Source organism: Pontibacter sp. T17 (assembly GCF_057219875.1).
Window position 1 is genome coordinate 735,905 of sequence record NZ_JBXVVW010000002.1, and the last position, 25,071, is coordinate 760,975.

Annotated in this window: 22 protein-coding genes; 9 read left to right on the forward strand and 13 right to left on the reverse strand. The window is 57.0% G+C overall.

Annotated features, from left to right (window positions below):
* A complete protein-coding gene (locus tag AC2D8O_RS11185) occupies positions 1-774 on the forward strand; it encodes a TrmH family RNA methyltransferase (RefSeq protein ID WP_484678904.1) in 774 nt (257 codons plus the stop codon).
* On the opposite strand, the gene AC2D8O_RS11190 is transcribed toward AC2D8O_RS11185, so the two are convergent.
* Both AC2D8O_RS11190 and AC2D8O_RS11195 read right to left on the reverse strand, forming a co-directional pair.
* Positions 771-1,259, reverse strand: a complete 489-nt coding sequence (locus AC2D8O_RS11190) for a YceI family protein (protein WP_484678905.1) — start codon at positions 1,257-1,259, stop codon at positions 771-773. The genes AC2D8O_RS11185 and AC2D8O_RS11190 overlap by 4 nt on opposite strands.
* A 29-nt stretch (positions 1,260-1,288) precedes the next feature.
* Positions 1,289-2,023: a hypothetical protein gene (locus AC2D8O_RS11195; RefSeq protein ID WP_484678906.1), complete on the reverse strand. Its 735-nt coding sequence runs from the start codon at positions 2,021-2,023 to the stop codon at positions 1,289-1,291.
* A gap of 132 nt (positions 2,024-2,155) precedes the next feature.
* On the opposite strand from AC2D8O_RS11195, the gene AC2D8O_RS11200 reads away from it, so the two are divergent.
* The 6 genes from AC2D8O_RS11200 (at position 2,156) to lpxD (ending at position 9,084) form a co-directional block, all read left to right on the forward strand.
* Positions 2,156-3,025: a 3-hydroxyacyl-CoA dehydrogenase family protein gene (locus AC2D8O_RS11200; RefSeq protein WP_484678907.1), complete on the forward strand. Its 870-nt coding sequence runs from the start codon at positions 2,156-2,158 to the stop codon at positions 3,023-3,025.
* 84 nt (positions 3,026-3,109) lie between these two features.
* On the forward strand, positions 3,110-5,230 hold the full coding sequence (locus tag AC2D8O_RS11205) for a peptidylprolyl isomerase (RefSeq protein WP_484678908.1): 2,121 nt from the start codon (positions 3,110-3,112) through the stop codon (positions 5,228-5,230).
* 67 nt (positions 5,231-5,297) lie between these two features.
* Positions 5,298-6,824: a hypothetical protein gene (locus AC2D8O_RS11210; RefSeq protein ID WP_484678909.1), complete on the forward strand. Its 1,527-nt coding sequence runs from the start codon at positions 5,298-5,300 to the stop codon at positions 6,822-6,824.
* A gap of 122 nt (positions 6,825-6,946) precedes the next feature.
* Positions 6,947-7,525: a DivIVA domain-containing protein gene (locus AC2D8O_RS11215; protein ID WP_484678910.1), complete on the forward strand. Its 579-nt coding sequence runs from the start codon at positions 6,947-6,949 to the stop codon at positions 7,523-7,525.
* Positions 7,522-8,058, forward strand: coding sequence for a dCTP deaminase (gene dcd, locus AC2D8O_RS11220; protein WP_484678911.1), 537 nt, complete (start codon positions 7,522-7,524; stop codon positions 8,056-8,058). The genes AC2D8O_RS11215 and dcd overlap by 4 nt, the downstream gene beginning before the upstream one ends.
* A gap of 21 nt (positions 8,059-8,079) precedes the next feature.
* Positions 8,080-9,084: a UDP-3-O-(3-hydroxymyristoyl)glucosamine N-acyltransferase gene (gene lpxD / locus AC2D8O_RS11225; protein WP_484678912.1), complete on the forward strand. Its 1,005-nt coding sequence runs from the start codon at positions 8,080-8,082 to the stop codon at positions 9,082-9,084.
* A 130-nt stretch (positions 9,085-9,214) separates the two neighbouring features.
* Here the strand turns inward: lpxD and AC2D8O_RS11230 are convergent, their stop codons facing one another.
* The 4 genes from AC2D8O_RS11230 to AC2D8O_RS11245 all read right to left on the reverse strand — a co-directional run bounded on the left by AC2D8O_RS11230 (position 9,215) and on the right by AC2D8O_RS11245 (position 15,116).
* Entirely contained in the window at positions 9,215-10,768 is a 1,554-nt protein-coding gene (locus AC2D8O_RS11230; protein WP_484678913.1) for a hypothetical protein, read from the reverse strand.
* 36 nt (positions 10,769-10,804) lie between these two features.
* Positions 10,805-13,648, reverse strand: coding sequence for a TonB-dependent receptor (locus tag AC2D8O_RS11235; protein ID WP_484678914.1), 2,844 nt, complete (start codon positions 13,646-13,648; stop codon positions 10,805-10,807).
* Positions 13,649-13,852: 204 nt separating this feature from the next.
* On the reverse strand, positions 13,853-14,596 hold the full coding sequence (gene fabG / locus AC2D8O_RS11240) for a 3-oxoacyl-[acyl-carrier-protein] reductase (protein ID WP_484678915.1): 744 nt from the start codon (positions 14,594-14,596) through the stop codon (positions 13,853-13,855).
* 37 nt (positions 14,597-14,633) lie between these two features.
* Positions 14,634-15,116 carry a hypothetical protein gene (locus AC2D8O_RS11245; protein WP_484678916.1) on the reverse strand — a complete coding sequence of 161 codons (483 nt, stop codon included), beginning with the start codon at positions 15,114-15,116 and terminating at the stop codon, positions 14,634-14,636.
* A gap of 85 nt (positions 15,117-15,201) precedes the next feature.
* Between AC2D8O_RS11245 and AC2D8O_RS11250 the strand changes: the two genes are divergently transcribed.
* Entirely contained in the window at positions 15,202-15,333 is a 132-nt protein-coding gene (locus tag AC2D8O_RS11250; RefSeq protein ID WP_484678917.1) for a hypothetical protein, read from the forward strand.
* A gap of 8 nt (positions 15,334-15,341) precedes the next feature.
* Here AC2D8O_RS11250 and AC2D8O_RS11255 read toward each other — a convergent pair whose 3' ends face one another.
* From AC2D8O_RS11255 to AC2D8O_RS11285, 7 genes are all read right to left on the reverse strand, one after another.
* The gene (locus tag AC2D8O_RS11255; RefSeq protein WP_484678918.1) at positions 15,342-16,157 is read right to left on the reverse strand and encodes a S24 family peptidase; all 816 of its coding nucleotides are present in this window, start codon (positions 16,155-16,157) and stop codon (positions 15,342-15,344) included.
* Positions 16,158-16,270: 113 nt separating this feature from the next.
* Positions 16,271-17,698: a cell division protein FtsZ gene (gene ftsZ / locus AC2D8O_RS11260; protein ID WP_484678919.1), complete on the reverse strand. Its 1,428-nt coding sequence runs from the start codon at positions 17,696-17,698 to the stop codon at positions 16,271-16,273.
* Between the two features lie 10 nt (positions 17,699-17,708).
* Positions 17,709-19,028, reverse strand: coding sequence for a cell division protein FtsA (ftsA, locus tag AC2D8O_RS11265; protein WP_484678920.1), 1,320 nt, complete (start codon positions 19,026-19,028; stop codon positions 17,709-17,711).
* A 48-nt stretch (positions 19,029-19,076) separates the two neighbouring features.
* Positions 19,077-19,901: a cell division protein FtsQ/DivIB gene (locus AC2D8O_RS11270; protein ID WP_484678921.1), complete on the reverse strand. Its 825-nt coding sequence runs from the start codon at positions 19,899-19,901 to the stop codon at positions 19,077-19,079.
* Positions 19,902-19,920: 19 nt separating this feature from the next.
* Positions 19,921-21,318: a UDP-N-acetylmuramate--L-alanine ligase gene (murC, locus tag AC2D8O_RS11275; RefSeq protein ID WP_484678922.1), complete on the reverse strand. Its 1,398-nt coding sequence runs from the start codon at positions 21,316-21,318 to the stop codon at positions 19,921-19,923.
* Entirely contained in the window at positions 21,315-22,445 is a 1,131-nt protein-coding gene (gene murG / locus AC2D8O_RS11280) for an undecaprenyldiphospho-muramoylpentapeptide beta-N-acetylglucosaminyltransferase (protein ID WP_484678923.1), read from the reverse strand. The genes murC and murG overlap by 4 nt, the downstream gene beginning before the upstream one ends.
* A 6-nt stretch (positions 22,446-22,451) precedes the next feature.
* A complete protein-coding gene (locus tag AC2D8O_RS11285) occupies positions 22,452-23,606 on the reverse strand; it encodes an FtsW/RodA/SpoVE family cell cycle protein (RefSeq protein WP_484678924.1) in 1,155 nt (384 codons plus the stop codon).
* Between the two features lie 266 nt (positions 23,607-23,872).
* Between AC2D8O_RS11285 and fbp the strand changes: the two genes are divergently transcribed.
* Positions 23,873-24,910 carry a class 1 fructose-bisphosphatase gene (gene fbp, locus AC2D8O_RS11290; protein WP_484678925.1) on the forward strand — a complete coding sequence of 346 codons (1,038 nt, stop codon included), beginning with the start codon at positions 23,873-23,875 and terminating at the stop codon, positions 24,908-24,910.
* Positions 24,911-25,071 lie beyond the last annotated feature (161 nt).

Here is a 25,071-nt window from a genome sequence, read left to right on the forward strand (position 1 = left end):
ATGCACCCGCTTTCGCAGGCAAAACTAAAACAATTCAGCGCCCTACAGGCAGCCAAAAACCGGAAGGAGGAAGGGCTTTTCGTTGCCGAAGGCCTGAAACTGACCCACGAAGCCCTGATGAGCGGCTGGCCGGCAGTGGCAATTGTGGTGCAGGAAGCCACACTCGACAGCCTGGCTGACATAATAAGGCTGAGCCAGCAGCGCGATATTCCGCTGTATGTATGCAATGAGCGGATGATGGGTAAACTCAGCAGCCAGGTGACCCCAGAAGGCGCAGTGGCCATCTGCCGGCTGCCGCAACAGCCCCCAGACCTACCCTCTCCGCTGGGCCCTGCTTTTGTACTGAACCGCATTCAGGACCCAGGCAACCTGGGCACTATCCTTCGCACGGCGGCGTGGTTTGGGCACAAGGCCCTGTTCTGCTCGGCCGATACCGTTGACTGCTTCAATCCAAAAGTGGTACGGGCCAGCATGGGTGCCATCTTCCGTGTACCCGTCCACTACCTGCCCGACTTCTCCAGCTTTGTAAAGACCCACGCCGAGCAGATGGCAGCCGCTGTCATGCAGGGCCCATCACCTGCCGCCATTCTGGGCACGCGCAATCTGTTGTTGATGGGCAGCGAAAGCCACGGACTGGCTGCTGAACTGCTGGCCACGCCAAACCTTGCCACCGTGAGTATACCCGGGGCCACCGCGCAGCCGATGGAGTCATTGAACGTGGGCATTGCCGCCGGTATTCTTGCTTATGCACTGCAGCAAGCGACCGTTTCTTAAAACCGCAGCATCACCACAACACGGACATCGTCTGACATGACCCAACTGGAGCTACCAATCCGGTAGTCAAGCCGGTTGAGGATGAACTCGCCAGATACTGCCAATTCCTGGCTATCATCTATCGTGATGGGTATCACAACCTCGCGGGTGGTGCCTTTGATGGTGAGGCGGCCTGTAGCTAGCCAGCGGCCATCTTTCTGAGAGAATCCCGTGGACACAAACGCCAGTTGGGGGAACCGCTCTGCGTCGAAATAGTCGGGCTTGAGAAGGTGCCGGTCGCGGGCATCAATACCTGTAGAGAGAGAGGCGACAGTCGCTGTAGCTGCTAGTTGCCATGTAGCCGGATTGCCCCGCTGACCAGTGAGGGTGGCCTGCACCTTCGAAAGGCTGCCATCGACCGTAAACCCCGCATTGCGGATGTAGAACTGCACCGTGGCCGACTTAACCTGAAGTGCCTGGGCCGAGACGGAAACAAATACGCTCAACCAGCACAGAACCAACATACTATATCGCATCATTCAGTAGTAACAGGCTCGTGCGCCACAGGGTTCAGATGCCATATGATGCCAATGAAATACAGGTTTCCTTTCCAGCGGAAGCGGTCGTTGTCGAAAGCCTGCTTCTCGTTGGTACGCCACTCCAGAAACTGGTGACTGAGCCCGCCCCGCAGCGAAATGGACGGAGAAGCCTGCACCTGCACATAAAACTGGGAGTTGAGCGAGCCAAAGTCGTTGGGCCCTCCGAGCAACAGGTTGTTACCTGAGGGTTCCGCATCGACCGGATACGGCCCTGACCGCTGAGACGAAGCCTGTAGAAAACCACTTCGCTCCCCGCCAAAGCTGAGCCCCACTACATCCAGGTTCAAGCCAACAGCCACACGGCGTGCCAGCTGATATTCTGCCACCCCCATCAGGTTGAGTGAGAACAGCAGCGAACGGTCAAGCGTCAGTGTATCAAGGTTCGCGCGGTTGGGCTCACTGAACACAGCAAAAACCCCGGGCTTGGCGGCATACAACGCCCCGGGCGCCGTGAGATACTCCAGGCTTTTGCTCTGGGCGCCTGTCAGTCGTACGCCATATCCCAAACGAAGACGCTGCTTCTTACCCAGATGGTGCAGCCGATAGGCAGAAACAGACAGGGTCTGAACCGACGGGCCCACGCCCACATCCATACTTGCGCGGATGTCTCTCTGTGCCGACAGTGGCAGCATCCCGGCTGAAAACAGCAATAAAAGCAGCAGGCATTTCATGCCCGAAGATATTGCAGCGCGAGGCGAAAACAGTACCAATTATTACACACTGTCGGCTGGCTGACACTTCGAAATGAGGAGAGCCTGGGCGTATCCTTCAGCGCATTGTGGGTTTGTAGGTAAGTTTGCTGTATGAAGGTAGAAGCCATTCGTACGATAGGTGTAGCTGGTGCCGGCATCATGGGCCACGGTATTGCAGCGCTGTTTGCCCAGTATGGCTATAATGTAGTACTGTTCGACCCCTCAGAAACAGCGCTGGAAAAAGCCCGCGGACACGTGAAGACATTGGCCGACAAAGCGCTGGACAAGCAGTTGATCGACAGCCCACGCCACGCCCACATGCTCACGGCCATCCGCTATACGCACGTGTTGACCGAGCTGAAGGGTGATCTGATCTTGGAAGCAGCCCCTGAAAAACTGGACATCAAACACAGCCTTCTGAAGGAGATAGAGGCAAACAACAGCCCGACAGCCATCATTGCCACCAATACCTCCAGTATCAGTGTGACGCGGATTGGCGCGTGCCTGAAGCACCCCGAGCGGTTTGTGGGCATGCACTTCTTCAATCCGGTGGCGCTGATGAAGCTGGTTGAAGTGATTGGCGGCGCGCAGACTCCGCCAGAGCTGATGGAGACAATTGCCGAACTGTCGCGACGCATCGGCAAGACGCCCGTCAAGGCATTGGATGCGCCAGGCTTCATCGTCAATCGCGTTGCCCGGCAGTTCTACCTTGAGGCCCAGGACATATTGGAAGATGGCGGCGGCATTGATTTCCAGACGGTAGACCAGGCACTTGAGGCGGTCGGCTTCCGGATGGGCCCCTTCAAGCTGATGGACCTGATTGGAATTGACACCAACCACGATGTGACACAGCGGATGTATGAGGGCTTCTTTCACGAACCGCGGTTCAGGCCCAGCCGCCTGCAGCAGAAAATGGTGGATGCAGGCCTCTGGGGGCGAAAAACCGGCAAGGGCTTTTACGACTACCCTGCCAAAGGTTAATAAAGTTTACCCACTGGTGCACAAAGGGATTCGCTATTCCTTATTTTTGCCCCTCACTTTTGCGTAACAAGCCTATAACTGCACATGGCAGGCGTTATTAACAGTATCCGAAGCCGGGCTGGCCTGGTGTTCGGCCTCATCGTCCTCTCTCTGGTCATTTTCACCGTAAGCTCCGTTCTGACGCAGCAGAGCCTGTTCCAGGAAGACTACACCGTCGTAGGTGTAATCGGCGGACAGGAAGTGCGCATCAACGACTACCAGCCAAAAGTCCAGAACGCCGTTTTCAATGCTGAGCAGAATGGCCAGCGAAAACTGAACGAGCAGGAAAAAGAACAGGTACTCAACGAAGTATGGGAGCGTCAGGTCACCGACATCCTGTTTGCACAGGAAAACGAAGACCTGGGTCTTCAGGTTACGGTGGCAGAAAGCAACCAACAGCTGTTGGGCCCCAACCCCAACCCCATCATGATGCAGATTCCGGCGTTCCGGAATGGTGCAGGCCAGTTTGACCCCAACCTGGTGAAGCAACTCATCAGCAGTTCGCGTCAGGCCGGGCAAGAGCAGCTTGCCGCGCAACTGGGCCAGCTTCAATCGCAGGTGAACTATACCCGCCTGCTGGAGAAGTATTACAACATGCTTCAGGCTGCCACTTTTGTTTCTTCGGAAGAGGCCCGTCTGGCTGCTTTCAACAACGTACGCCAGGCTACCATCAACTATCTGGCCATCAACTACGCTACCATACCGGACAGCGCTGTGGAAGTAACGCAGTCGGATCTGACAGCCTATTACAACGAGCACAAGAACCGTTTCCGCCAGCCGCAACCCGAGACCATTATCCGGTATGTATATCTGAGCAAACTGCCTACGGCTGCTGACTCTGCAGCTACCCGCGCTGCTGCCACCAAGGCCGCCAGCGAACTGGGTGTCGCAGAAAACGACACGGCCTATGCGCTTGCAAACTCTGATGACCCCATCGAGCCCATCTTCCGCAACGTTATGATGTTGGATGAAGAGGCCCGCAAGGCTGTAGAAAATGCCAAGCCTGGCACTGTACTGCCCCCCTCTGAAGTTCGTGGTGGCATCCGTGTGTTCAAAGTACTGGCTTTCAAGAACGACACCCTGAACATCGTAAAGGCCCGTCATATCCTCATTCAGCCTGCCTCCGGCTCAGTAGCCGACTCGGTAGCAGCGCGTGCGCTGGCCGACAGCCTGGCTCGTGTAGCTACCGCCGAGAACTTCAGCTCGCTGGCCATCCAGTACTCTGATGACAACCAGACCCGCTATTCTGGTGGCGAACTCGGCGTATTGCCACGCGGCGTACTCGGCACTGAGTTCGACGAAGCAGTTGGCAAAGCAGGTAAAGGCATCATCCGCAAGGCAGTAGCCTCGCGTGGCGGTTTCCACGTTATAGATGTGCAGGAAAGCTCAAACCGCATGGTTCAGCTGGCCGCCGTTATCAAGCGCTTCGAGCCCAGCAATGAGACGATCCGCCAGATGGACAGCAAAGCCAATGAGTTTGCTGCGCGTCTGCAAGGCGATGCCGCCCGTTTTGACACCGTAGCCCAGAACCTGGGGCTGGATGTGCGCACCAGTGGCCCTATCGTACCGCAGACAACTCTGCTGCCTGGAATCGCAGGCTCCAACAGCATCATAGGTTGGGCGCTTCAGAGCGACCTGAACGCTGTTTCCAACGTTACTCCCACCAACGACGGCTTCATTATTGCGGTCGTGAAAGAGAAAAACGTAGATGGCTTCCGTTCGCTGTCATCAGTAGAGGCACAGATTCGCCCCGACGTTCTACGTCGCAAGAAGGCCAAGATGATCATAGAAAAACTGGGTGACACCAATGGCAAGACACTGGATCAGCTGCGTGGTACCTATGGCCAGGGCGCCTTTACCGGTAACGCCCAAAACATCACTCTGAATGCACCAGGCGTACCCGGTGTGGGTTCTGACAACATCGTAGTAGGAGCTGCGTTTGCACTGAAAAAAGGGCAGCGCTCCAAGCCGGTAGAAGGCCTGACGGGCGTATATGTACTGGAAATGCAGGAACTGACCGAACCCGCCGCCCTTACCGATGAGCAGGTGAAGCAGTACCAGGCCAATCTGCTGCAACAGCGCCGCAACCTCATCATTCAGCGGGTTTCGCAGGGCATGCGCGAAACGGGTAACGTAAAAGATCTGCGTTACCGCCACTCGCTCTAATAGAACTGTTGATAGCTAACCAGAGTGCCGGTGCGATTCGTACCGGCACTTTTCATTTTTTCGCACCATGGTTTCCCGCTGGCTTACTTCCTACAACCCCTTCACGTACCTTCTGCTGCTGGCTGCATTGGTGGCCTTCAGTTGGCCAGCGTGGGATGCAGGCTGGATTGGTGAAGCCGAAGCCTTTCAGCTGACCCTGGGGCGCAGGCTGGCCGATGGTCATCCGCTCTACGAGGAAGCCGTAGTCTCTATGCCTCCCCTGCTGGCCTACTTCCAGAAAATGCTGCATGAAATCTTCGGGAGCTACACCCTGACATTTCTTCGGGTCTTGCGCCTGCTGTACATACTGCTCTGCGGAGTGCTGCTGATGCGCTTTTTCAATGCGTATCGTTTCGGCAGCTCCTATTCGGCACTGCCGCTGGTACTGTTTACCGCATGCGGTGTCGCTTTCTGGGACGACCTGAGCCTGCACAGCGAACTATTGCTGATACTGCCGGCCCTGCTGGTTTGGGAGCTGGCCCTACAGGAACCCAGCCGCCGTTCTGCCTGGCGCCAGCCTTTTCAGATTGGCTTACTGCTGGGGGTCTCCGCGCTGCTGGATCTGAAAGCAGTTGTCTTCGTTCCGGCAGGAATAGCCGCCCTGTCCATCGTTCGCTCGATCCGGCTGGAAGATATCATCAACGTGCTGGGTGGCTTCTTTCTGGTATTGGCCATCACGTCAGGGTGGTTTTTGTGGCATGGCAACCTCAACAGCGCCTGGGAGCAGACGGTACGCTTTGCCCTCTACGAGTTCCGCAGCCCGTTTGCTGATACAATGGGTGATGGTATTTTCAGCCATGTGCTTTCCGTCTGGGGCGGACTGATGCTATTGGCATTTGTCGGCTTTCTGGCCTACCGGACACAGCTGTTCAGCACCAGTATTCGCAGCCGCCAGGCCGAAAACGTGGTGGCGATATGGACAGTGGCCGCCATTGTGATGATTCTGCTGGCCCAGGGCACCTCACATCTCGGGCTCTACTTTCTGGTGTTGCCCTGCCTGGTGTTCTATGTTTCGTATCTGGCCGACGGGTTCGCCAAAGGCCGCTGGGGCTATCTGGTGCTGACGGGGGTCCTGTTCCTGCCCGTACAGTACCTCTCGCTGAATGCCGCGCTGCATCAGCCTGCACTTTCACCGAAAGTTCGCCGCTACTGGGATTTTTCTGGCAACCTGCCCTATCTGGAAGCCGTACGCCAGCAGCACCAACAGCTCAGCGCACTGGCGGCCAAGTTGCCGGCCACAGATAAAACACCAACGCTATGGGTGACCTCGCCATCGGCCCGCGCCTATGTGCTGTTGGACTATACTCCTGGGAATCGTTATCTCGAAACAGACCTGGCCGCCTACCTTCTATGGGGTCAGCCGGCAGACAGCCTTGCCGCCCTTCCCAGCCAAAGTCTGCCAACACTGTATAAAGCGTTCGCCCAGCACAAACCAACAGTGATTCTGGGCACCCAGCCCCTCTTTGGCCAAATGAGCGCACAACTGCCGCTACTGCTTTCGGGCTACAGCAAGCGCGAAGATTATCCGTACACCCTTTGGGTTCAACAGCCCTAACAGACGCTTCGCAGCAAAAAATGGTGCGGTTGTATCGCGGGGTCTGCTATTAGTTATTTTAGAGGTTAATTATCAACTTTGCCCTCCGGCAAAACCTGTCCCGCCTGCCCAATTCCGTCCGTATGATCAGCCCGCTTGAGATACGTCAGCAGCAGTTCGCGAAAGCGCTGCGTGGCTATGATGCGGAGGAGGTGAAGGCTTTTCTGGCCAGCCTGTCGCAGGAATGGGAACGAATGCAGGAGGATAACAAGCGCCTGCGCACCGAAGTTGAGAAGCTGCAAAGCGGCCTTCAACGATACCAGGAAGTAGAAAACATACTTCACAAGACACTGAAACAGGCTGAGGACTCGAGCCGCGGGGTGGTGGAAAATGCCCAGCGTGAAGCCGAGCTGAAACTGAAGAGTGCGGAGAATGAAGCGGCCCAGTTGATTCTCAAAGCCAAAGATGAGCGCGCTCATCTGGAACGGGAAGTGCGTGAGTTGCAACAGCGCCGCGACGATCTGCTGCTGAATATGGAGCAGTTTCTGCGCCTGCAACTGGACCGCCTGTACCAATACCGCGCACAACCCCCGAGTGGTGCTGGCACAACAGATACCCATGCACCACAGCGCATGGACGCCGGATTTTTTCAGCAGTTGCTACGCGATACCGACACACGTGGTACAGAAATTGTAACCGACATTGCCCGCCCAACCCCATGATCCTCTCCGATAAGGAAATCCTTCACCACATAGAAGTTGGGGACATTCTGATTGAGCCCTATCGCCCTGAATGCTTGGGCAGCAACAGCTATGATGTCCACCTGGGGCGTTACCTGGCGGTTTATGAGTCGAAAGAGCTTGACGCCAAGCAGCACAACAAGGTGCGCGAAATCATTATTCCAGCTGAAGGTTTTCTGCTCGAACCCGGCACGCTGTACCTGGGCGTAACGGAAGAATACACCGAAACCCACCGCCATGTCCCCTTTCTGGAAGGCAAGAGCAGTGTGGGCCGTTTAGGCATCGATATCCACGCCACCGCTGGCAAAGGCGATGTTGGCTTCTGCAATACCTGGACACTGGAGATTTCTGTGGTGCACCCCGTTCGGGTGTACGCAGGCATGCCCATAGGCCAGCTGATTTTCTTCGAAGTGAAAGGCGATGTCGCCCGCCGCTACGACCAGAAGGACAATGCGAAGTACACCCACAAGACCGTGAAGCCAGTGGAATCCATGATGTGGAAGAACAAGTTTTAAGGCTCCCCGCATACTGTATATATGAAGTTAACCCCTGCACGCACCGTCAGTGAACTGGCGGCTCTGGTCAACGGCCGGGTAATTGGCAATCCCGAGCATCTGGTGAGCGGAATCAACGAGATTCACCGCGTAGAGCCGGGTGACATGACCTTTGTGGACGTGGCCAAATACTACAAGAAGGCGTTCGCCAGCAAAGCCGATACCATTCTGATCAACAAGGAGGTGGAGCCCCCAGCTGGTAAAGCCCTGATTGTAGTAGAAGACCCCTTCAACTCATACAACGCCCTCACTGAGCATTTTCAGCCCCGCAACCCGCTGGATCTGAACGTGCCCCGTGAGAAGAACCAGATTGACGCCAGCGTGCGCATGGGCCAGAGTGTGATTCTCGGCACCAATGTCACCATCGGCAAGAATGTAGAGATTGGGCATAATGTAACCATTGGCTCAAATGTCGTGATTGGCGAGGGCTCGTTGATTAATGCCAACGTGACCATTTATGACAACACCACAATGGGTAAGTTCTGCTGCATCCAGAGTGGTGCCCGCATCGGGGGAGAGGCTTTCTATTACAAAAAACGCCCTTATGGTCGCGACAAAATGCTGACCAAAGGCCGCACCATCCTGGAAGACTACGTGGAAATTGGCGCCAACACCACCATTGACCGTGGCGTAAGTGCCGACACTTTCATCGGTGAGCATACCAAGATCGACAACCTGGTGCAGATTGGCCATGACACCATCATAGGCAAGCGTTGCGTCATTGCCGCACTGGTAGGCATTGCAGGTGTTACCACCATTGAAGATGACTGTATCCTCTGGGGCCAGGTAGGCGTGCCCAGCGATGTAGTCATTGGCAAGGGTGCCATCCTGATGGCCAAGACGGGCGTTATCTCCTCGCTCGCAGGAGGCAAAATCTATGCGGGCATGCCTGCCCAGGAGTGGATGAAGACCCTTCGTAAGTATGCCAGCCAGGAGAAACTGGTGAAACTGCTGCACAAGCTGGAAGCCCTGGAAGACAAAGAGTGAGCTTGCTACCATGCCACACCATTCAAGCCCCCGGCAAAAGCGCTGGGGGCTTTTTATTTAAGACACCTGGAGGAGTGGGCAAAAAAAAAGCCCCGATTGCTCGGGGCTTCTGAATCTTACTGAATCACAATCAGTAGGGCGTATTCTGGGGATCGAAGTTGGTCCAGCTGGCGAGCCAGTTGGTAGCACCGATAGCACCCAGGAAAGTTACGTTCTCGAAAGTGAACTCCAGTGCAGAACCCGTAACCCCAGTGAGGGCATTCATCTGGTTGGCACGAGCCTGAGCCAGCGTTACACTACCACCAGTAGCAGCGGGAGAACCAGCAGCCAGCGTGAAGTTGGGGGCCGTGAGGTTGTAGGGATCCTGATAGATACCAGTGCCCGAGCCCTTGGGAGAACCAGCGTTGAGGCGGGTAGTGATGCCCAGAGTGGCGGCGTAGGCGTTCAGGAAAGTGGTGGCATTGGCGTTACCACCGCCCAGTGCATTCTGTACGTCGGCAATCATCACGTTGCGGATCATCATGCTGTCGGTGTTGGCAGCATCAGAAGCAGCAGCAGCCGAGAGGTTGGCAGCGGTAGTGGCATCGTTTACTTCGATACCTTCCAGATAACCCATGATCACGACGTTGAAGGCGTTGAGACGGGTATTGCGACGCAGGCGCATGCCAGCGTTGTAGTTGTTGCTGGAGCCTACGGTAAAGTCGGCGGCTTCGTTGCGGCGGGGCCCGATGAGGGTTACGTTGCTGAAGACAGGGCGCGTGAGCGGAGCGAGTGCCGAGGTGTTGGCATCGTTGTCAGACTCAAAGCCGTTGCTGGCATCGCTGTCGGCACGGGCTGGGTTGCGCAGGGCCAGTGCAAACTGCACATTGCCCCGGTAGCCGAAGTCGGTATCGAAGTCGTCATCAGCCGTACGGAACGCAACGAGGTACTTGGCATTCACGTTACCGCCAAACCACTCAAACGCGTCGTCGTTGCAGAAGGACACCTGGATGTGGTCGAGGGTAGTACCAGCACCTACACCGTACATAGTGAGGCCGTTGATTTCACTGTTGGGCAGCGAACTCTGTGGAATACCGGCAAATTCGATGCGCACATAGCTCAGACGGCCCAGGCTTTCGGAGTTGGCAGCCGAAGTGGTGAGGTTGTTGGCACCACCGTAACGAACGTATGAGGGGATGTTGCCTTCGGGCTGCGGGCGGGCAGCGCCAGCACCCGTGTATTGGTTGACAAAGCTCTTGCCGATGAGCACTACCCCACCCCAATCGCCATAGTTACGCTGACCAGGAGCCTTGATGGAGGTGAAGACGATGGGGGCAGCAGCTGTACCAATAGCCTCGACTTGTGCAGCCGGGCGGCCTTCGATACCACCGTTGATGATAAGCACACCCGTAGCCTCGCCCTTGATGATAGTACCAGCCTCAATGGTGAGCTTAACAGGAGCAGCAGCGCCTGCGGGCGTTTCGAAGATAACGTTGCCACGGAGCACGTATACCGAGTCCTTGTCCCAGGTCTGGCTGGTAGTGAAGAGACCTGTCTTGATAACGTAGTTGGCAGGATAGCCATCCGGGCCAGTAGGAACGGGATCGTCCTCGCCCTCGTCGTTGCTGGAGCAACCAGCCAGGATGCCCAGGCTCAGGCCACAGACCATCGCCCAACGCATGCTGTTACGAACAAAAGAATACATACGGAAGAGATTATGATGAAAAGGATGTAGAGACGGTTATAGCTTGTAGGTAGCGCCAAAAGTGATGTACTGACCCGGGCGAAACTCCTGGAAGACGCGGTCCTGGCCAGCTTTGTAGACGCCATCCTGCTGGAAGTCGTAGTAGAGGCGGAAGGGCTGGTTCAGCAGGTCCTGAATACCAATGCGGAGCTCCAGCTTGCCAAGGGTCTTGGTCACGTTGAAATCGATGACGTTACGGGGAGTGTCATAGATTTCAGGATAGGGATTGAGGCCTGCCTGGAAAATGCGCCCCCCGGCTACGTTGTACAGCAGATTCACCTGCCAGCCGCGCTGTTCGTCGGTATAGAAGAGGCTGGCGTTGATGATGTACGGGGCCTGGCCTTGCAAGGCGCGGGTACTGCGCTGGCGAATGGAAGCCACATTCAGGTTGATTTCGCTGAACATGTAGCTGGCATTCAGCACCAGCGAGGTACGCTGCCAGAAGTTGCCGCCGCCAATGAAGTTGAGCGACTTGCGGGCTTCCAACTCTGCGCCATAGACACGGGCGCGGTTGTTGTTCTGGAGGGTAAAGACAGGGTCGAGATTCGACTGAGGGTCAAACACCGATTCGATGGGATCTTTGAAGTCTTTGTAGAAAGCTGCCACCGTGATGTTCTCCTGGGGTGTGGGATACAGTTCCCAGCGCACCTCGTAGTTCGTGATGGTCGCCGTCTTCAGATCGGGGTTGCCCTGCACGAGGTTGTTGATTTCGAAGTCGATGAAGCGGAAGGGGGCAAGTTCGCGCAGTTCAGGGCGGTTGACGGTCTGAGAGAAAGCGGCCCGAATGAGCATTTTGTCGGTGAGGTTGTAGCTGACGTTCAGCGAGGGGAGCACACTGGTAAACGGACGGTCGATGCGGATACGCTGGGGAGCATCGAGGGTTCCGGTTGCAGTTTGGAGGCGCTGCTCGTTGGCTTCCACACGTACGCCGGCATTGATGGTCAGTTTTTGGTCAAGCAAGGGCCAGATGACACCAGCATAACCTGCCATCAGGATGTTCTGGGCGTCGTAGCGGTCGGAAGGCAGGGTAGATTCGGTGACGCTGATGGGGAAGGTATTGGCCGGGCCAATGTTGGCGTCGATGAAAACCTGGTCGAAATCGGGGTTGATGAAATCGGTGCCGTCGCCACGGGTGTAGCCTACTACGCGCGAACGGAACTCGCGGTCACGGTATTCACCGAAAGCACCTGCTTTGATTTTCAAGCCTTTGTCGTTGGCCGAGAAGGTGTAGTCGAGGCCACCATTGACACCATACTCACGGTTGCGGCCGAAAAAGCGGCCGAGGTCACGGAGGTCCGTGTTGTTCTGGGAAGGGAAAATGAGCGAGTAGGCCTCAGTGGTATTGCTGAGCGAGCTGCCCGTACGCACCTGGCGGAAATCCGGGATGCGGGTATCAGCAAAGTTGAAGCCTGCCAGCCAGTCGAACTGGTGCTTACCCTCGGCAAAGCCGTGACTGCCCGCCAGCTGGGAAGAATAGAGGGAACGCTGGCGGTAGATGTAGCGCCAGTTGCGCTCGCGCCGTACACCCTGCAACGAATCGATACCCGTACGGTAAATGACACGAGAGAGGGCAATCTGGTTAAAGAGGTTGCGAAACTCAATCTTGTGATAGGGATTGATACGCAGCACAAAGTTCTGCAGAGCTGAGAGCCGTACTTCGTTGCTGGACTCCTGGTCGTTGAAGCTGTAACGCTGCGCACCTGCACCAGTGGGAGAGCCCTCGTAGAAGTTTCGGGTGATGTCGTACACCGAGTTGGTGTTGGAGTAGTTGACAGCCGTAAGCGAACGGAGCGTCCAGGACCCGATGTTCCAGGAGTTTCCGTAGGTAACCCCGATACGCCCGTCGGGCAGCGCGGTGGTCTGGTCGGCAACGTAGGCGTTCTTCAGGCGGCGGATGGCGGCGTAGGCACGGCCCGAGGTGCTGGTATTGAGCAGCAGCTGCGACAGATTGGTAGAAGGGAAGCGCGAGGGAAGGTCACGGGCCTGTGCGCCAAAACCCACAAGGTCTTCGGGCACCCGGGCAGGATCGCGCAGCATGTTCTCAAACGTAGAGTTGGCACGAACTCCTACGGAAGCGGTAACACGCAGCTGGCGCTCGTCGGTGGCATTCTTGGTGGAGAGCCTGATGACGCCCCCAGCGAAGTCGCCGGGGATTTCGGGGCTGGCTGTCTTGTAGACAATCAGCTTGTCGATCATGCTGGATGGGATGAGGTCGAAGGAGAAAGCACGCTTGTCAGGTTCAGCGCTAGGGGCGATAGCGCCATTGAGCATCACCATATTGTAGCGTTCGGCCAGACCACGGATGTTGATGAAGCGATCGTCCTGCACCGTGATACCAGGCACACGACGCACTACGTCGGCGGCATCACGGTCTTGGGTACGGCCGATGAATTCGCTGGATATACCGCTGGTAACAGCCTGTGTCGTGCGCATTTCGGTTAGCAGCGCAGTTTCAGTGGTTACCTGGGTACGCTCGCCAATGATGCGTACCTCGTTGAGGGTGGCGCCTTCGGGTACCAGGCCGTGGTTGACGACTGTAGCCTGGCCAAACTTTACTTCAACGTCGATGGTGTCGGTTTCGTAGCTGATATAGGTAATGACCAGTTTGTACTTACCTACTGGCACTGCCATGATTTTGAAGGCACCGTTCTCATCGGTATTCGCACCGTACTGAGTACCTGAGAGCAGGACGGTGGCACCAATGAGGGGTTCGCTGGAGTCGAAGTCCTTGACAGAACCTTCGATGACACCTGCGCCATTCTGGGCTACGGCAGCGGCTGCTGTGCCCAACAGGCAAAGGCAAAGAACGAGGAAGCGTGAGAGGCGAGACATAGTATCCATTTCCGGTCGCAAGTTGGCCCCGGGGGATGAAGCACCCGTTTCTTGCCTGTTAACGGTTGTTTAAATGGGGCGGGACAATATCCTTGGGCAAACCGTTTAAACGCCCCACTTAACCAACTGATTACCAGCAATAACCATCCATTAAAACAGAAATGGCGCCCTTTTCTGGGCGCCATCTGTGAGTAATCTGCACTTAAACTTGGCTTAACGCATGCCGCCGTCTACGCGGATGGTTTGGCCCGTAATGTAGCTGGAGCGATCGCTGGCGAGGAAGATGCAAAGGTCTGCAACATCCTGGGTAGTACCTGGGCGATTGAGGGGAATACCGGAGAGCCACTTCTGGATTTCGGCCTCGGGAATGGCGTTGGTCATTTCGGTGGCGATGAAACCGGGGGCCACCGCATTGGCGCGGATACCGCGCGAACCGAGTTCCTGGGCGATGCTCTGTGTAAAGCCAATGATGCCTGCTTTGGAGGCAGCGTAGTTGCTCTGGCCGGCGTTGCCGGTAACGCCTACGATAGAGCTCATGTTGATGAAAGAACCAGCGCGCTGCTTCATCATGTGCCGGGCAGCAGCCTTGGTGTAGTTGAATACGCTTTTGAGGTTGGCGCCCATTACGTCGTCCCACTGCTGCTCGGTCATACGAAGGATGAGGGTATCGCGGGTAATGCCAGCGTTGTTCACCACTACGTCGAGGCGGCCATGACGGGCCACGATATCGTCTACCACCTGGGCAGCCTTATTGGTGTCAACAGCGTCGGCCTGTACGGCTTCCACCTTGCCGCCCTGGGCATTGAGTTCGGCTACCAGTGCCTGGGCCTTCTCGGTAGAGCCTGCGTAGGTGAAGATAACCGTGGCACCTTCTGCGGCGAACGCACGAACGAGGGTGGCGCCGATACCGCGCGAGCCGCCTGTAATCAGGCAGACTTTCGAATCAAGCTGCTTCATTTCTTGGAGATTGAGTGGCAAAAATAGCAGAAGGGCGTTACCGCGCGTCGATTGCGAGGAGCCGCTCTTCGGGCGGAAGATCGCGGAAGTACGCAACGATTTCGTCGAAGGCAGGCCACTCGGCACGACGCAGCACCACTACCTGGTCGTGATAATGCAATTGCAGGCCCTCACGCACCACCTGTGCGGCGGCATAGGGCACTGGGAACGGCAACGGCGCGATGCCCTCAGAGAGGCCATAAAGCGTATCGAGGTACAAAGCACCGCCCTCGATACGGAGGCGAACCCATCGACCGCGCGCCTGGATAACCGTTATGAGCCAAGCCAAGCCGACACTGGCCAACACTGCCCCAAAGGCATATCCCAGTATAGCGGCGCCTGTAAACATCCGAAGCAACACCAGCACAATTGCCGCACTGGCCAACAAACCAAACCACTGAAGAAACAGCGACTGCAACGCCCTGTGCTGGTTTCCATCTACATAATGAATGCTGGAATATACCAGTGGCTCGGTTCGCATGATGACAAAGTATTACAAAAACCCCTGTTGCGGAAAGGGCTCCATGTCTGACAAATACCTAACTTAAACAAACAAGCCGATTTCTATGAATGGTAAATGGTCCAGAATAGTACGGGAATATACACTCTATGGGGTGGTATTCTGTTCAGCCCTGGTGGTATTCGGGGTGGTGTACCTGCTGGACAAACTGATGGGCTGGGGTATATTCATAGACTGAACCCAGCCTTAAGCATCCAGCCGTTTGGAGAGCAGGGATATCTGCTGCTCCAAGCCAGCCACCTTTGATTCCAGCTCGGCATTTTTGTCGAGAAAGGCCGTAATACGGCGGCGTACCTTCCAGATATGGCGCAGACTGGTAAGCGGCACTTCAAAGGCCGGGTACTCCGGGTTATCAGAGAGACATAGCAGGTTACCGCCTGCTGTGGTCTGGTCCAGCACACGCTTTACCACCACACCTTCGTCGTGGCAGACCACATAGACGCCCTCATTGGCAATCTTCTGGCCGCGCTCCACATACGAGCACAACAGCACATCATCTGGGTAAATGGTGGGAGACATACTGTCGCCCTGGACACGAATGGCAATGACGGGCCCCAAGCCTTTGAGTTCGGGATAATAGATAACCGGTTGGGTATCGAAGAAATCCTGATCGGCATAGCCCGCGAGATAGGAAGCATACGCCTTCTGACTGACGAGCGGAATGGTCTGCTTTTCCTGTTGGGCTTCCAAGAGGCGGGCTCGCCACCCTGTAACTGGACGGGGTGGCTCTCCATCAAAGGAAGAGTCGAGCGGAACGTGCTTGGCCGGGGCGTTCTTGAGCATAGGGCCATCGCCCGAGAGCAGCCAGTCCATACTGAGCTCAGGGTAGCGGCGGATGATTTTGGCGAGCAGCGAGACGCGGAAATCGGGCCGCGACCCATTCTGGTTCGTCACCTGCGACACCTTGGCAGACGAGTCGCCAATCTCCTTGGCGAATTTGTTATTGGTAATCTGCAGATAGTCGATAAACTGCTGAATACGCTGATGCAGACCGTCTTCCATACCAGTGACTCTATTTTACCCGAATACTAAACTTATTTAGCATAAGAAACGCGCCGCCTGCAAAGTATTTTATGCAGACGGCGCGCGAGGATAAAACTGAACCCGGTGGACAATCAGTCCACGTTGTCGAAGAGATAGGAGTTGTTGTCGCGCAGCTGGTAGCGGCCCGAGGGATCGGTTGCACCATCGAGGCTGAAACGCGACAGCTCGGGGCGTGCATCGGCCGAATTACCCGTGAGAAAGTGGTCGAGTTCACCTGAATTGCGGCGGCGCAGGTAGGTGGGCTCGTCTTCCAGCTTCTTCAGGCGGGCCGGGTTGCGGAAGTCGAACTGCTTATTGTCAATGCGGCGCAGGCGCTCTTCCAGCGACATCGGGCGAATATCAGGCTGAGGAACGGTAGGCTCCAGAATGGCGGGGCGGAACTTCTCAGACACTTCGTCCACTTCGATATCCAGCCGCCCCTGTGCAGGGTTGGGCTGGGGTTGTGGCTTGGCCGAGTTGGTACGAGGCTGCTGAGCGGCAGTATCTGCAGCTGGCTGGGCAGCCGCAGCAACTGCTTGCCGGGCATTGCCTTTGCGGTCGAAACCAGTGGCAATAACGGTAACGCTGAGCTGGTCGCCCATGTCTTCATTGAAAACCTGCCCCATGATGATGCGGGCCTGAGCACCTGCAGCCTTCTGCACAAATTCGCCAATAATCTGGGTTTCCTCCAGCGTAAGCGAGTCTTCGTGCGCCGTGATATTGAGCAGAACGCCTGTAGCGCCGTAGATGTCCATGTGGTCGAGCAGCGGGGAATTGAGCGCCTCTTCCACCGCCATCTGGGCACGGTTTTCGCCTTCGAACGTAGCAGAGCCCATCAGTGCGCTGCCACTACCGCGCATGATGGTCTGTACGTCGGCAAAGTCGACGTTCATATAGCCATCAACCGTGATGATTTCCGCAATGCCCTTTGCGGCGTTGGATACCACCTGATCGGCGAAGACAAAGGCATCGCGCTGCTTGATGTTCTTTGGGCAGATGGACATCAGGTTGGTATTCTTGATGATGATGAGGGAGTCGACATGCGGCTCCAACTCATTGATACCTTCCTGTGCAATGCGTGCACGCCACTCGCCCTCAAACGCGAAAGGTGTAGTGACAATGCCGACAGTGAGGATGCCCATTTCCCGGGCCAGCTTGGCAATAACCGGGGCTGCACCCGTACCGGTGCCACCACCCATGCCCGCCGTGATGAACACCATACGGGTGTTGTCTTTCAGCAGCTCGCGGATTTCATCGATGCTCTCCAGTGCTGATTGACGGCCAATCTCAGGATTGGCGCCGCAGCCGAGCCCCTGGGTGAGGTTTTCACCGAGCCGGATTTTGGTAGGAATGACGCTCTTCTCCAACACCTGCATGTCGGTGTTGCAGATAACGAAATCGACCCCCTTGATGCCGTTCTTGAACATGGTGGTAACGGCATTGCCGCCGCCACCCCCAACACCCAGCACCTTGATGATGCTGCTGTTGGACTTGGGAATATTGAACTGCAGGTTGGCCATGGCTCAGTGCTTACTCGATGAAATTGGACCCATTGGTGATGCTGGACTCAAACCAGCCCTTCACCTTGCTGATGAAATTGGAGCCATCGCGTGGTGCTTTGTCCTGAGCGGGCTCCTGCGCCAGGGGTTGCTGCGTAGCGGCGGCGTCGGGGCGGGCCGCGCGGGTGACGATGATCTCCTCTTCGTCCTTCAGGCCATAGATTACCAGCCCTGCGCCAGTGGCAAACAGCGGATGGTCAACTTCCTTCACCATTCCGGCAGCCAGGTGCTCGCCGGGGCGGCCAATGCGGGCGTCTATGCCTGTGACATAAGACACCAGATGCTCGATATACTGCAACTGCGCTCCCCCACCCGTCACGACAATTCCGCCTGCAAGTTTGTTGAGGTAGCCAGCGTTGCGGATTTCCAGCGCAGCCAGTTCGATGATTTCCTCCATGCGGGCCTGCACCACGCCTGCCAGCGTACGCTTGCGGATTTCCTTTGGCGGACGGTCGCGCAGGCCTGTGATGGTGATGATTTCATCGTCTTTCACCTCGGAGGCCATAGCAGCACCGTACTTCATCTTGAGCAGCTCGGCCTGACGACGCATGACATTGCAACCCTGCTTGATGTCTTCCGTGATGATGTTGCCGCCAAAAGGAATAACCGCCGTGTGCCGAATGACGTTATCGGCGAAAATGGCAATGTCGGTAGTGCCACCACCGATGTCGATGAGGCAAACGCCTGCTTCCAGTTCTTCGTCGGAAAGCACAGAATAGGATGAAGCAAGTGGTTGCAGAACAACAGCCTCCACGCCAAGGTCGGCCTTCTGGACACAGCGCATGATATTGCGCAATGGAGTTGTCTGTGCGGTGACGATGTGAAAGTTGCCCTCCAGGCGCACACCGTTCATGCCCACTGGGTCAGTGGCATACTCACCGTCAACGTAATACTCCTGAGGTATGACGTGGATGATTTCGGTGCCAGGGGGCACGTTCACTTTGAACATGTCCTCGCGCAGGCGTACAACGTCGGCCTGTGAAATCTCGGCGTCGGTAGAGTTGAGCGTGATGATGCCCTTCTGCTGCGATGAGCGGATATGGTCGCCGGCGATACCTACGTAGACAGCGCCAATCTCGACGTTTGCATGCTGCTCGGCTTCGGCAACTGCTTTCCGAATAGCAGCTACAGTTTTGTCGATGTTGTCAATCACCCCACGGCGTACACCCTCGCTCTCGGCCTTTCCAATGCCGAGGATGTTCACCTTGCCATATTCATTATACTGGCCTACGACAGCCACAATCTTGGTGGTGCCGATGTCGAGGCCTACTACTATCCGGTCGGTGCTCATGTGTGGTTCGGGTGCAGTTGCGTGTGCAGACAGAGGTGAAGAGGTCACTTAGTTTTCCGGGGCGTCGGGCTGGTATTTCTCCGCCACAACCTGTCCGGCAAACTTGAGGTTGATTCGTTTGTAATAATCCCATCCGGCACTGGCCAGCACCTGATGGTAGAAAGCGCGCAGTGTGGCCATTTTCTCCTCGCTGCGCTCGTTACGGCCAAAGACGACAGGCGTGCTGCCGACTTCGGGATACAGGATGATGTCGCCACTGTCTTCGAGCACCAGTTCAGAGAGCTGGGCACGGAAGAAGGGATCGGCGTTGATGAGACGCACCAGCGGCATCAGTGCGCGCAGAGTGCTGTCGGTGAGGGTGTCCGCTCCGGCGGCGGCCAAACCAGCGCGCAGGCGTAGCGACTCGTGGAAGCGGCCCCGTACCAGCAGCGTACGTGCAGTGAACTGCGACGAAAGGCGGATGCGGTGCCCCTCGGCGTCAACATAGAAACTGTTGCCGCGGATGTCCATCACGCGGGCGATGGGCTGGCGCAGGCGGATGTTCAGGTTGAGCTTGCCAGCGGTACCAAGGTAGGCGTGTACCTGCTCCACATAGCCCGTGGCGCGGAGGTTGCGCTCGATCGAAGCCAGGCGTACATCGGAGGCCGGCGCACCGATGATGCGCTGGTCAGCTCCAATGAGAGCCTTGACGTTGTTGAGCTCCAGAAAGAAGTTGTTGGTCTGCTGCTCCAGGCGAATTTCGACCGCGGTGATGGGCCGTTCGGCCTGGTGGCGACGGCTTGCCATGAGCAGCACCAGGCACAGCACGACCGTGGCGCCGTAGAATACGGGGCGGAACAGTACCAGTAGTCGATGGAACGAAGTGCCTGCCATGGGTGTGTGTGCCAGTGCCTTACACGTTCCGCAGACGGGATTCCAATGCAGCCTTCAGGGGAGACACCTGTGTGTCAATGTCTCCTGCACCGAGTGTAACCACCACAGTTTGAGGCCGAACCAGCTCCGACAGCGTAGACGTCAGGTCATCCAAAAATACTAAGTGTTTATAAGTACTGTTTATATGTGCATAAATTAACTCACTGGTAACGTGGGGTATGGATAACTCGCGCGCAGGGTAAATGGGCGTGAGCACCACCTCATCGGCCAGGGAGAGCGCGGCCCCGAAACCCTGATGGAAATCGCGGGTACGGGTGAACAGGTGCGGTTGGAAGGCCACCAGCAGCCAATGGTTGGGCAGCAGCGCCCGGATGGCGCGCAGGACTGCTTCGATCTCGGCTGGGTGGTGGGCGTAATCGTCGATGTAGTAAAGGCTGGGGGTGTCGAGGTGAATCTCGAAGCGGCGGTGTACCCCTTTGTAGGCGGCCAGCGCGTTGCGAAGCTGGGTTTCCGACAGCCCCGCCTGGCGTGCCAGCGTCAGGGCGGCCAGGGCATTTTCCACGTTATGCAGGCCGGGCATACGCAGGGTCAGGTCTTCCATGCGGAAGCCGTCGCGGGGGTCGATGTAGTCGAAGCGCATGGTGAGCCCCTCTGAGTGGAGGCGCTGGGCATGGATGGCCGTAGCGTCTTCGCGACCGTAGTAACGGATGTCACCCTTGAGGTCGGCGGCAAAGTCCTTGAGGCTGGAGTTTAGCAGCAGGCTGCCTCCATCGGCCAGCAGGCGTTCGGCGAAAAGATGATAGCCTTCGCGCACCGCCTCGGCGGTGCCGTAGATGTCGAGGTGATCGGCATCGGTGCTGGTGATGATGGCTTTACGGGGTGAAAGCTGCAGAAAAGAGCGGTCGAACTCGTCGGCCTCGCACACCATCCACTTTCCCTTGCCCATCAGCAGGTTGCTCTCGTAGTTCACCATGATGCCACCGACGAAAGCGGTATTGTCGGTACCGGCGTGGCGCAGCAGATGTGCCAGCATGCTGCTGGTAGTGGTTTTGCCGTGGGTGCCTGCCACCGCCAGCGTGGGTTGCAGACGGCTGAGAGCGCCCAGCAGTTCGGCACGCTTGTACATGGGCTTGCCCGCAGCGCGCGCGCCTTCCAGTCCGGGGTGATCTTTCACGGCGGGGGTGTACACCACTACATCGACGGTGGAGAGCCACTCGGTGGTCATGGTGTAGACGACGGGAATGCCCTCAGCTGCCAGCGCCTGCGTCAGGGGTGTCTCGGTGCGGTCATACCCTTCCACCACGCAGCCCATGTGCTTCAGGTAGCGGGCCAACGCACTCATGCCAATGCCGCCAATACCCAGGAAGTAGTAGCGGGTGCCAGGCTGGAGCAGCAGTTGTATGTCGAGGGTGTTCATGCGGGCAGAAGATGTGCAATGGCGTCGGCCATACGGGCAGCGGAGTCGGCTTTGGGCAGCAGCTGGGCTGCCTGTTGCAGAGCCACGCGCTTGGGGGAATCGGGAGTACCGAGCAGCTCCAATACCAGAGGCACCAGCTGTTCGCGGGCATCGGCATCGGTTACGATTACGGCTGCGCCTCTGTCGGCCAGCGAGCGGGCGTTCTGGGTCTGGTGGTCGTCGGCCACGTTGGGGCTGGGCACCAGAATGGAGGGCTTGGACAGCTCGGCCAGTTCGCTCATGGAAATGGCCCCCGCACGCGAGACAACAAGGTCAGCAGCGGCATAGGCGGCTGCCATGTCCTCTACAAATGCCATCAGCCGTACGTTGGGGGCATCGGTTACCTGGGGCTTCAGGGCTTCGTAATAGAGCTTGCCGCACTGCCACAGTATGTGCACTGGCGACTGCCGCAGCAGGTGCAGACCGCCCAGCAGGGCCTCGTTGAGGGTGCGGGCCCCCAAACTGCCTCCGATGACCAGCAGCACTGGCACATCGGGTGCGATGCCAAGTTGTTGGCGAGCCGCTGCGCGGTCGCCCGTACGCAGGTGTGCACGAATGGGGTTGCCAGTTACCAGACACTTGGCGGCAGCGGGGCCGAAGTGACGGGCTGCTGCTTCATTGCCCAACAATATATGTGCTGCTTTGGCTGCCAGACGGCGGTTGACGAGTCCGGGAAAGGCGTTCTGTTCGGTAAGAACGATTGGCACACCTGCCTGCTGTGCGGCATAGAGCGTTGGGAAGCTGGCATAGCCACCCATGCCAATCACCAGCCGGGGCTTTACAGTCTTAACCAGCGTACGCGCCTGCCAAAAGCCTTTCAGCAGCTTGAAAGGGAAGACGAGGTTGCGCAGAATGTTCTGAATGGTGAGCCTGCGTTGAATACCAGCGATGGTGATGCCATGAAAGGGCAGGCCGCTTTTGGGCACCAGCGTGGCTTCCATGCCGCCTTCAGCGCCTGCAAACTCGATACGCAGGTTCGGGTGCCGCCGCTTGAGTTCTTCGGCCAGTGCCAGCGCAGGGAAAATGTGGCCTCCCGTGCCGCCGCCCGTCAGGATAACCGTGTGACTGTCAGGGTATGGATGGGGCATGGCGCGTCAGGCTACAGCAGGTGAGGCGGACATCTGTTCGCGGGAACGATCGTTAAGGGCGGTACGGCTGACACTCAGGATAACCCCTAGTGACATCCCCGTAAATAGCAGGCTGGTGCCCCCCATTGAAAGCAGCGGCAAGGGCAGGCCCGTTACGGGAAGCACGCCCACCGTTACCCCCATATTAATAAGCGCCTGTATGACCAGCAGGAAGGAAAGCCCTGCTGCCAACAGCGCCCCGAACGTTTTGGAAATGGTGACGATGGCCACCGAACGGAAGAGCAGCGTGAGGTACAGGCCCAACACGATGAGGCCACCAACCAGGCCGTACTCTTCGATGATGACCGCGTAGATGAAGTCGGAGTAGCTCTGCGGCAGGTAGTTGCGCTGTACCGACTTGCCGGCACCCTTACCAAGCAGGCCACCTGTTGCCACAGCAATGTTGGCCTGCTTCACCTGATACTCAGGCTCAAAGGTGGGGTCAGTCCAGTTGGCGACGTAATCCCGCATGCGCGATTCCCAGGTTACGCGCCGCTGCGAGAACGACACCAAGATGATGAGACCCACCAGACCGATGCCCAGAAAGCCTCCGATATGCCGCAGAGAAACCCCTGCAATGAACATCAGGATAACGCTGACCACGAAAATGAGCAGCGCTGTACTGAGATTATGAGGCCCAATGAGACCACATATAATCAGCACCCAAGAAATGGCTGGCAGGAAGCCTTTGTAGAAATCCTTAATGTTTTCCTGGTTCTCGGCGAGCAGCCGAGCCAGATATACCATGAGCGCAAACTTGGCAAGGTCGGAGGGCTGAAAAGAAATGCCGGAGATGTTGATCCAGCGGGCGGCACCGGAGAGTTCGTCGCGACGGCCAAAGACCATCACATAGGCCAGCAGTACGATGGAGATACCAATAAGCGGAAGCGCCAGACGCGCAAAGAGGCGATAGTCTATGCGGTGCACCACATAGGTAACACCCAGCCCCAGCAGCAGCAACGCCAGGTGCTTGAGCATGAACCCTTCAGGCGTCCGGTTTTCCGCACGAAATGCGAGAGAGCCAGAGCTGCTGTACACCGCCAACAGACTGATCATCGACAGAATGATGATAATCAGCCAGATACCGCGATCGCCTTTGAGATACTGGAAGAGGTTTTTCATAGGCTTCCAAACAGGTTGGAATGCAAGGAACAAAGTTACCGTAGGGTAAGGGGCCCCACGGCAGACCGCGGTCCTGCTTCCCATTCACGAGTTAGCCAACTACATGTTGCACAGTCGGTTAATACGACATGTTGTTTTCAACACGCCACAGGTAGTCAGGCCAAGAAATGAACACCCTTCACCAGCATTGGGCACTACCAACGCGGTCGTCAGGCCAAACTGTTTGCGTATCTTTGCACCGCCATAAGCATAACTGGCTCATTGCCATGCAAACCCCTAGTGTACAAGCACCTGTGAATACCACTGTCCGCAAAGTCGTTACCCTGGAGCAGTTCATCATTGAAGGCGAGAAAAACGCCCCGCACGCTTCTGGTGAATTCTCTCAGCTGCTGCGTGACATTCTGTTGGGCGCACGACTGGTAAACCGCGAAGTGAACCGGGCCGGTCTGGTGGACATTCTCGGTGCCATGGGCGGAGAAAACGTGCAGGGCGAAGCGCAGCAGAAGCTGGATGTCTTTGCCAACGACCAATTCATCCATGCCCTGCGCCTGGGCGGCCAGTGCTGCGCCATCGCCTCGGAAGAAGACGACGAGATGATCATGCTGAACCCGCACGGCGAGTACGTGGTGCTGATAGACCCTCTGGATGGCAGTTCCAACATCGACGTCAACGTGTCCATTGGCACGGTGTTCAGCATCTACCGCCGCCTGTCGCAAAAAGGCATGCCTGCCACCGAAGCCGACTGCCTGCAACCCGGCCGCAACCAACTGGCCGCCGGCTATGTGCTTTACGGCAGCAGCACCCTGCTGGTGCTCACAGTAGGCCAGGGAGTTCATGGCTTTACGCTGGATCCCTCACTGGGCGAGTTCTTCCTCTCTCACCCCAACATTCGCCAGCCCGAAGAGGCCTACTATTACTCGATCAATGAAGGCCGGTCGGACCAGTTTACAGCCGAACTGCAGAACTACCTGAAGGACATTAAGGTGCGCAATGCAGCCAGCGACGAGAAAGCCTTGGTACCCCGCTACATCGGCTCGATGGTGGCAGACTTCCACCGCAACCTGCTGAAAGGCGGTATCTTCATGTACCCCGGCAGCATCTCCAAGCCGCAAGGCAAGCTGCGCCTGCTGTATGAAGCCAATCCGATTGCCTTTCTGACCGAGCAGTCGGGCGGCATAGCCATCGACGGCAAAAACCGGATTCTGGACATACAGCCCACAAAGCTCCACCAGCGCACCCCGCTGTTCACGGGCTCGGCACAGGAGGTGAAGCACCTGCACAGCTTCTTGGCGCCCAACAACTAAGCCTCAAAATCGCGCATTCAGCGGCCTGCCACGCAACCCTGCGGCAGGTGCGCTGCTCTTTACAGCAGCCCATCGCAGCAGTACGGCGACTTTCCTTTACCGGGAAAAGCCTACGTACCGGTTGCACCATTGCGCGGTGGGCCGTACCTTTCGTCTGGAAA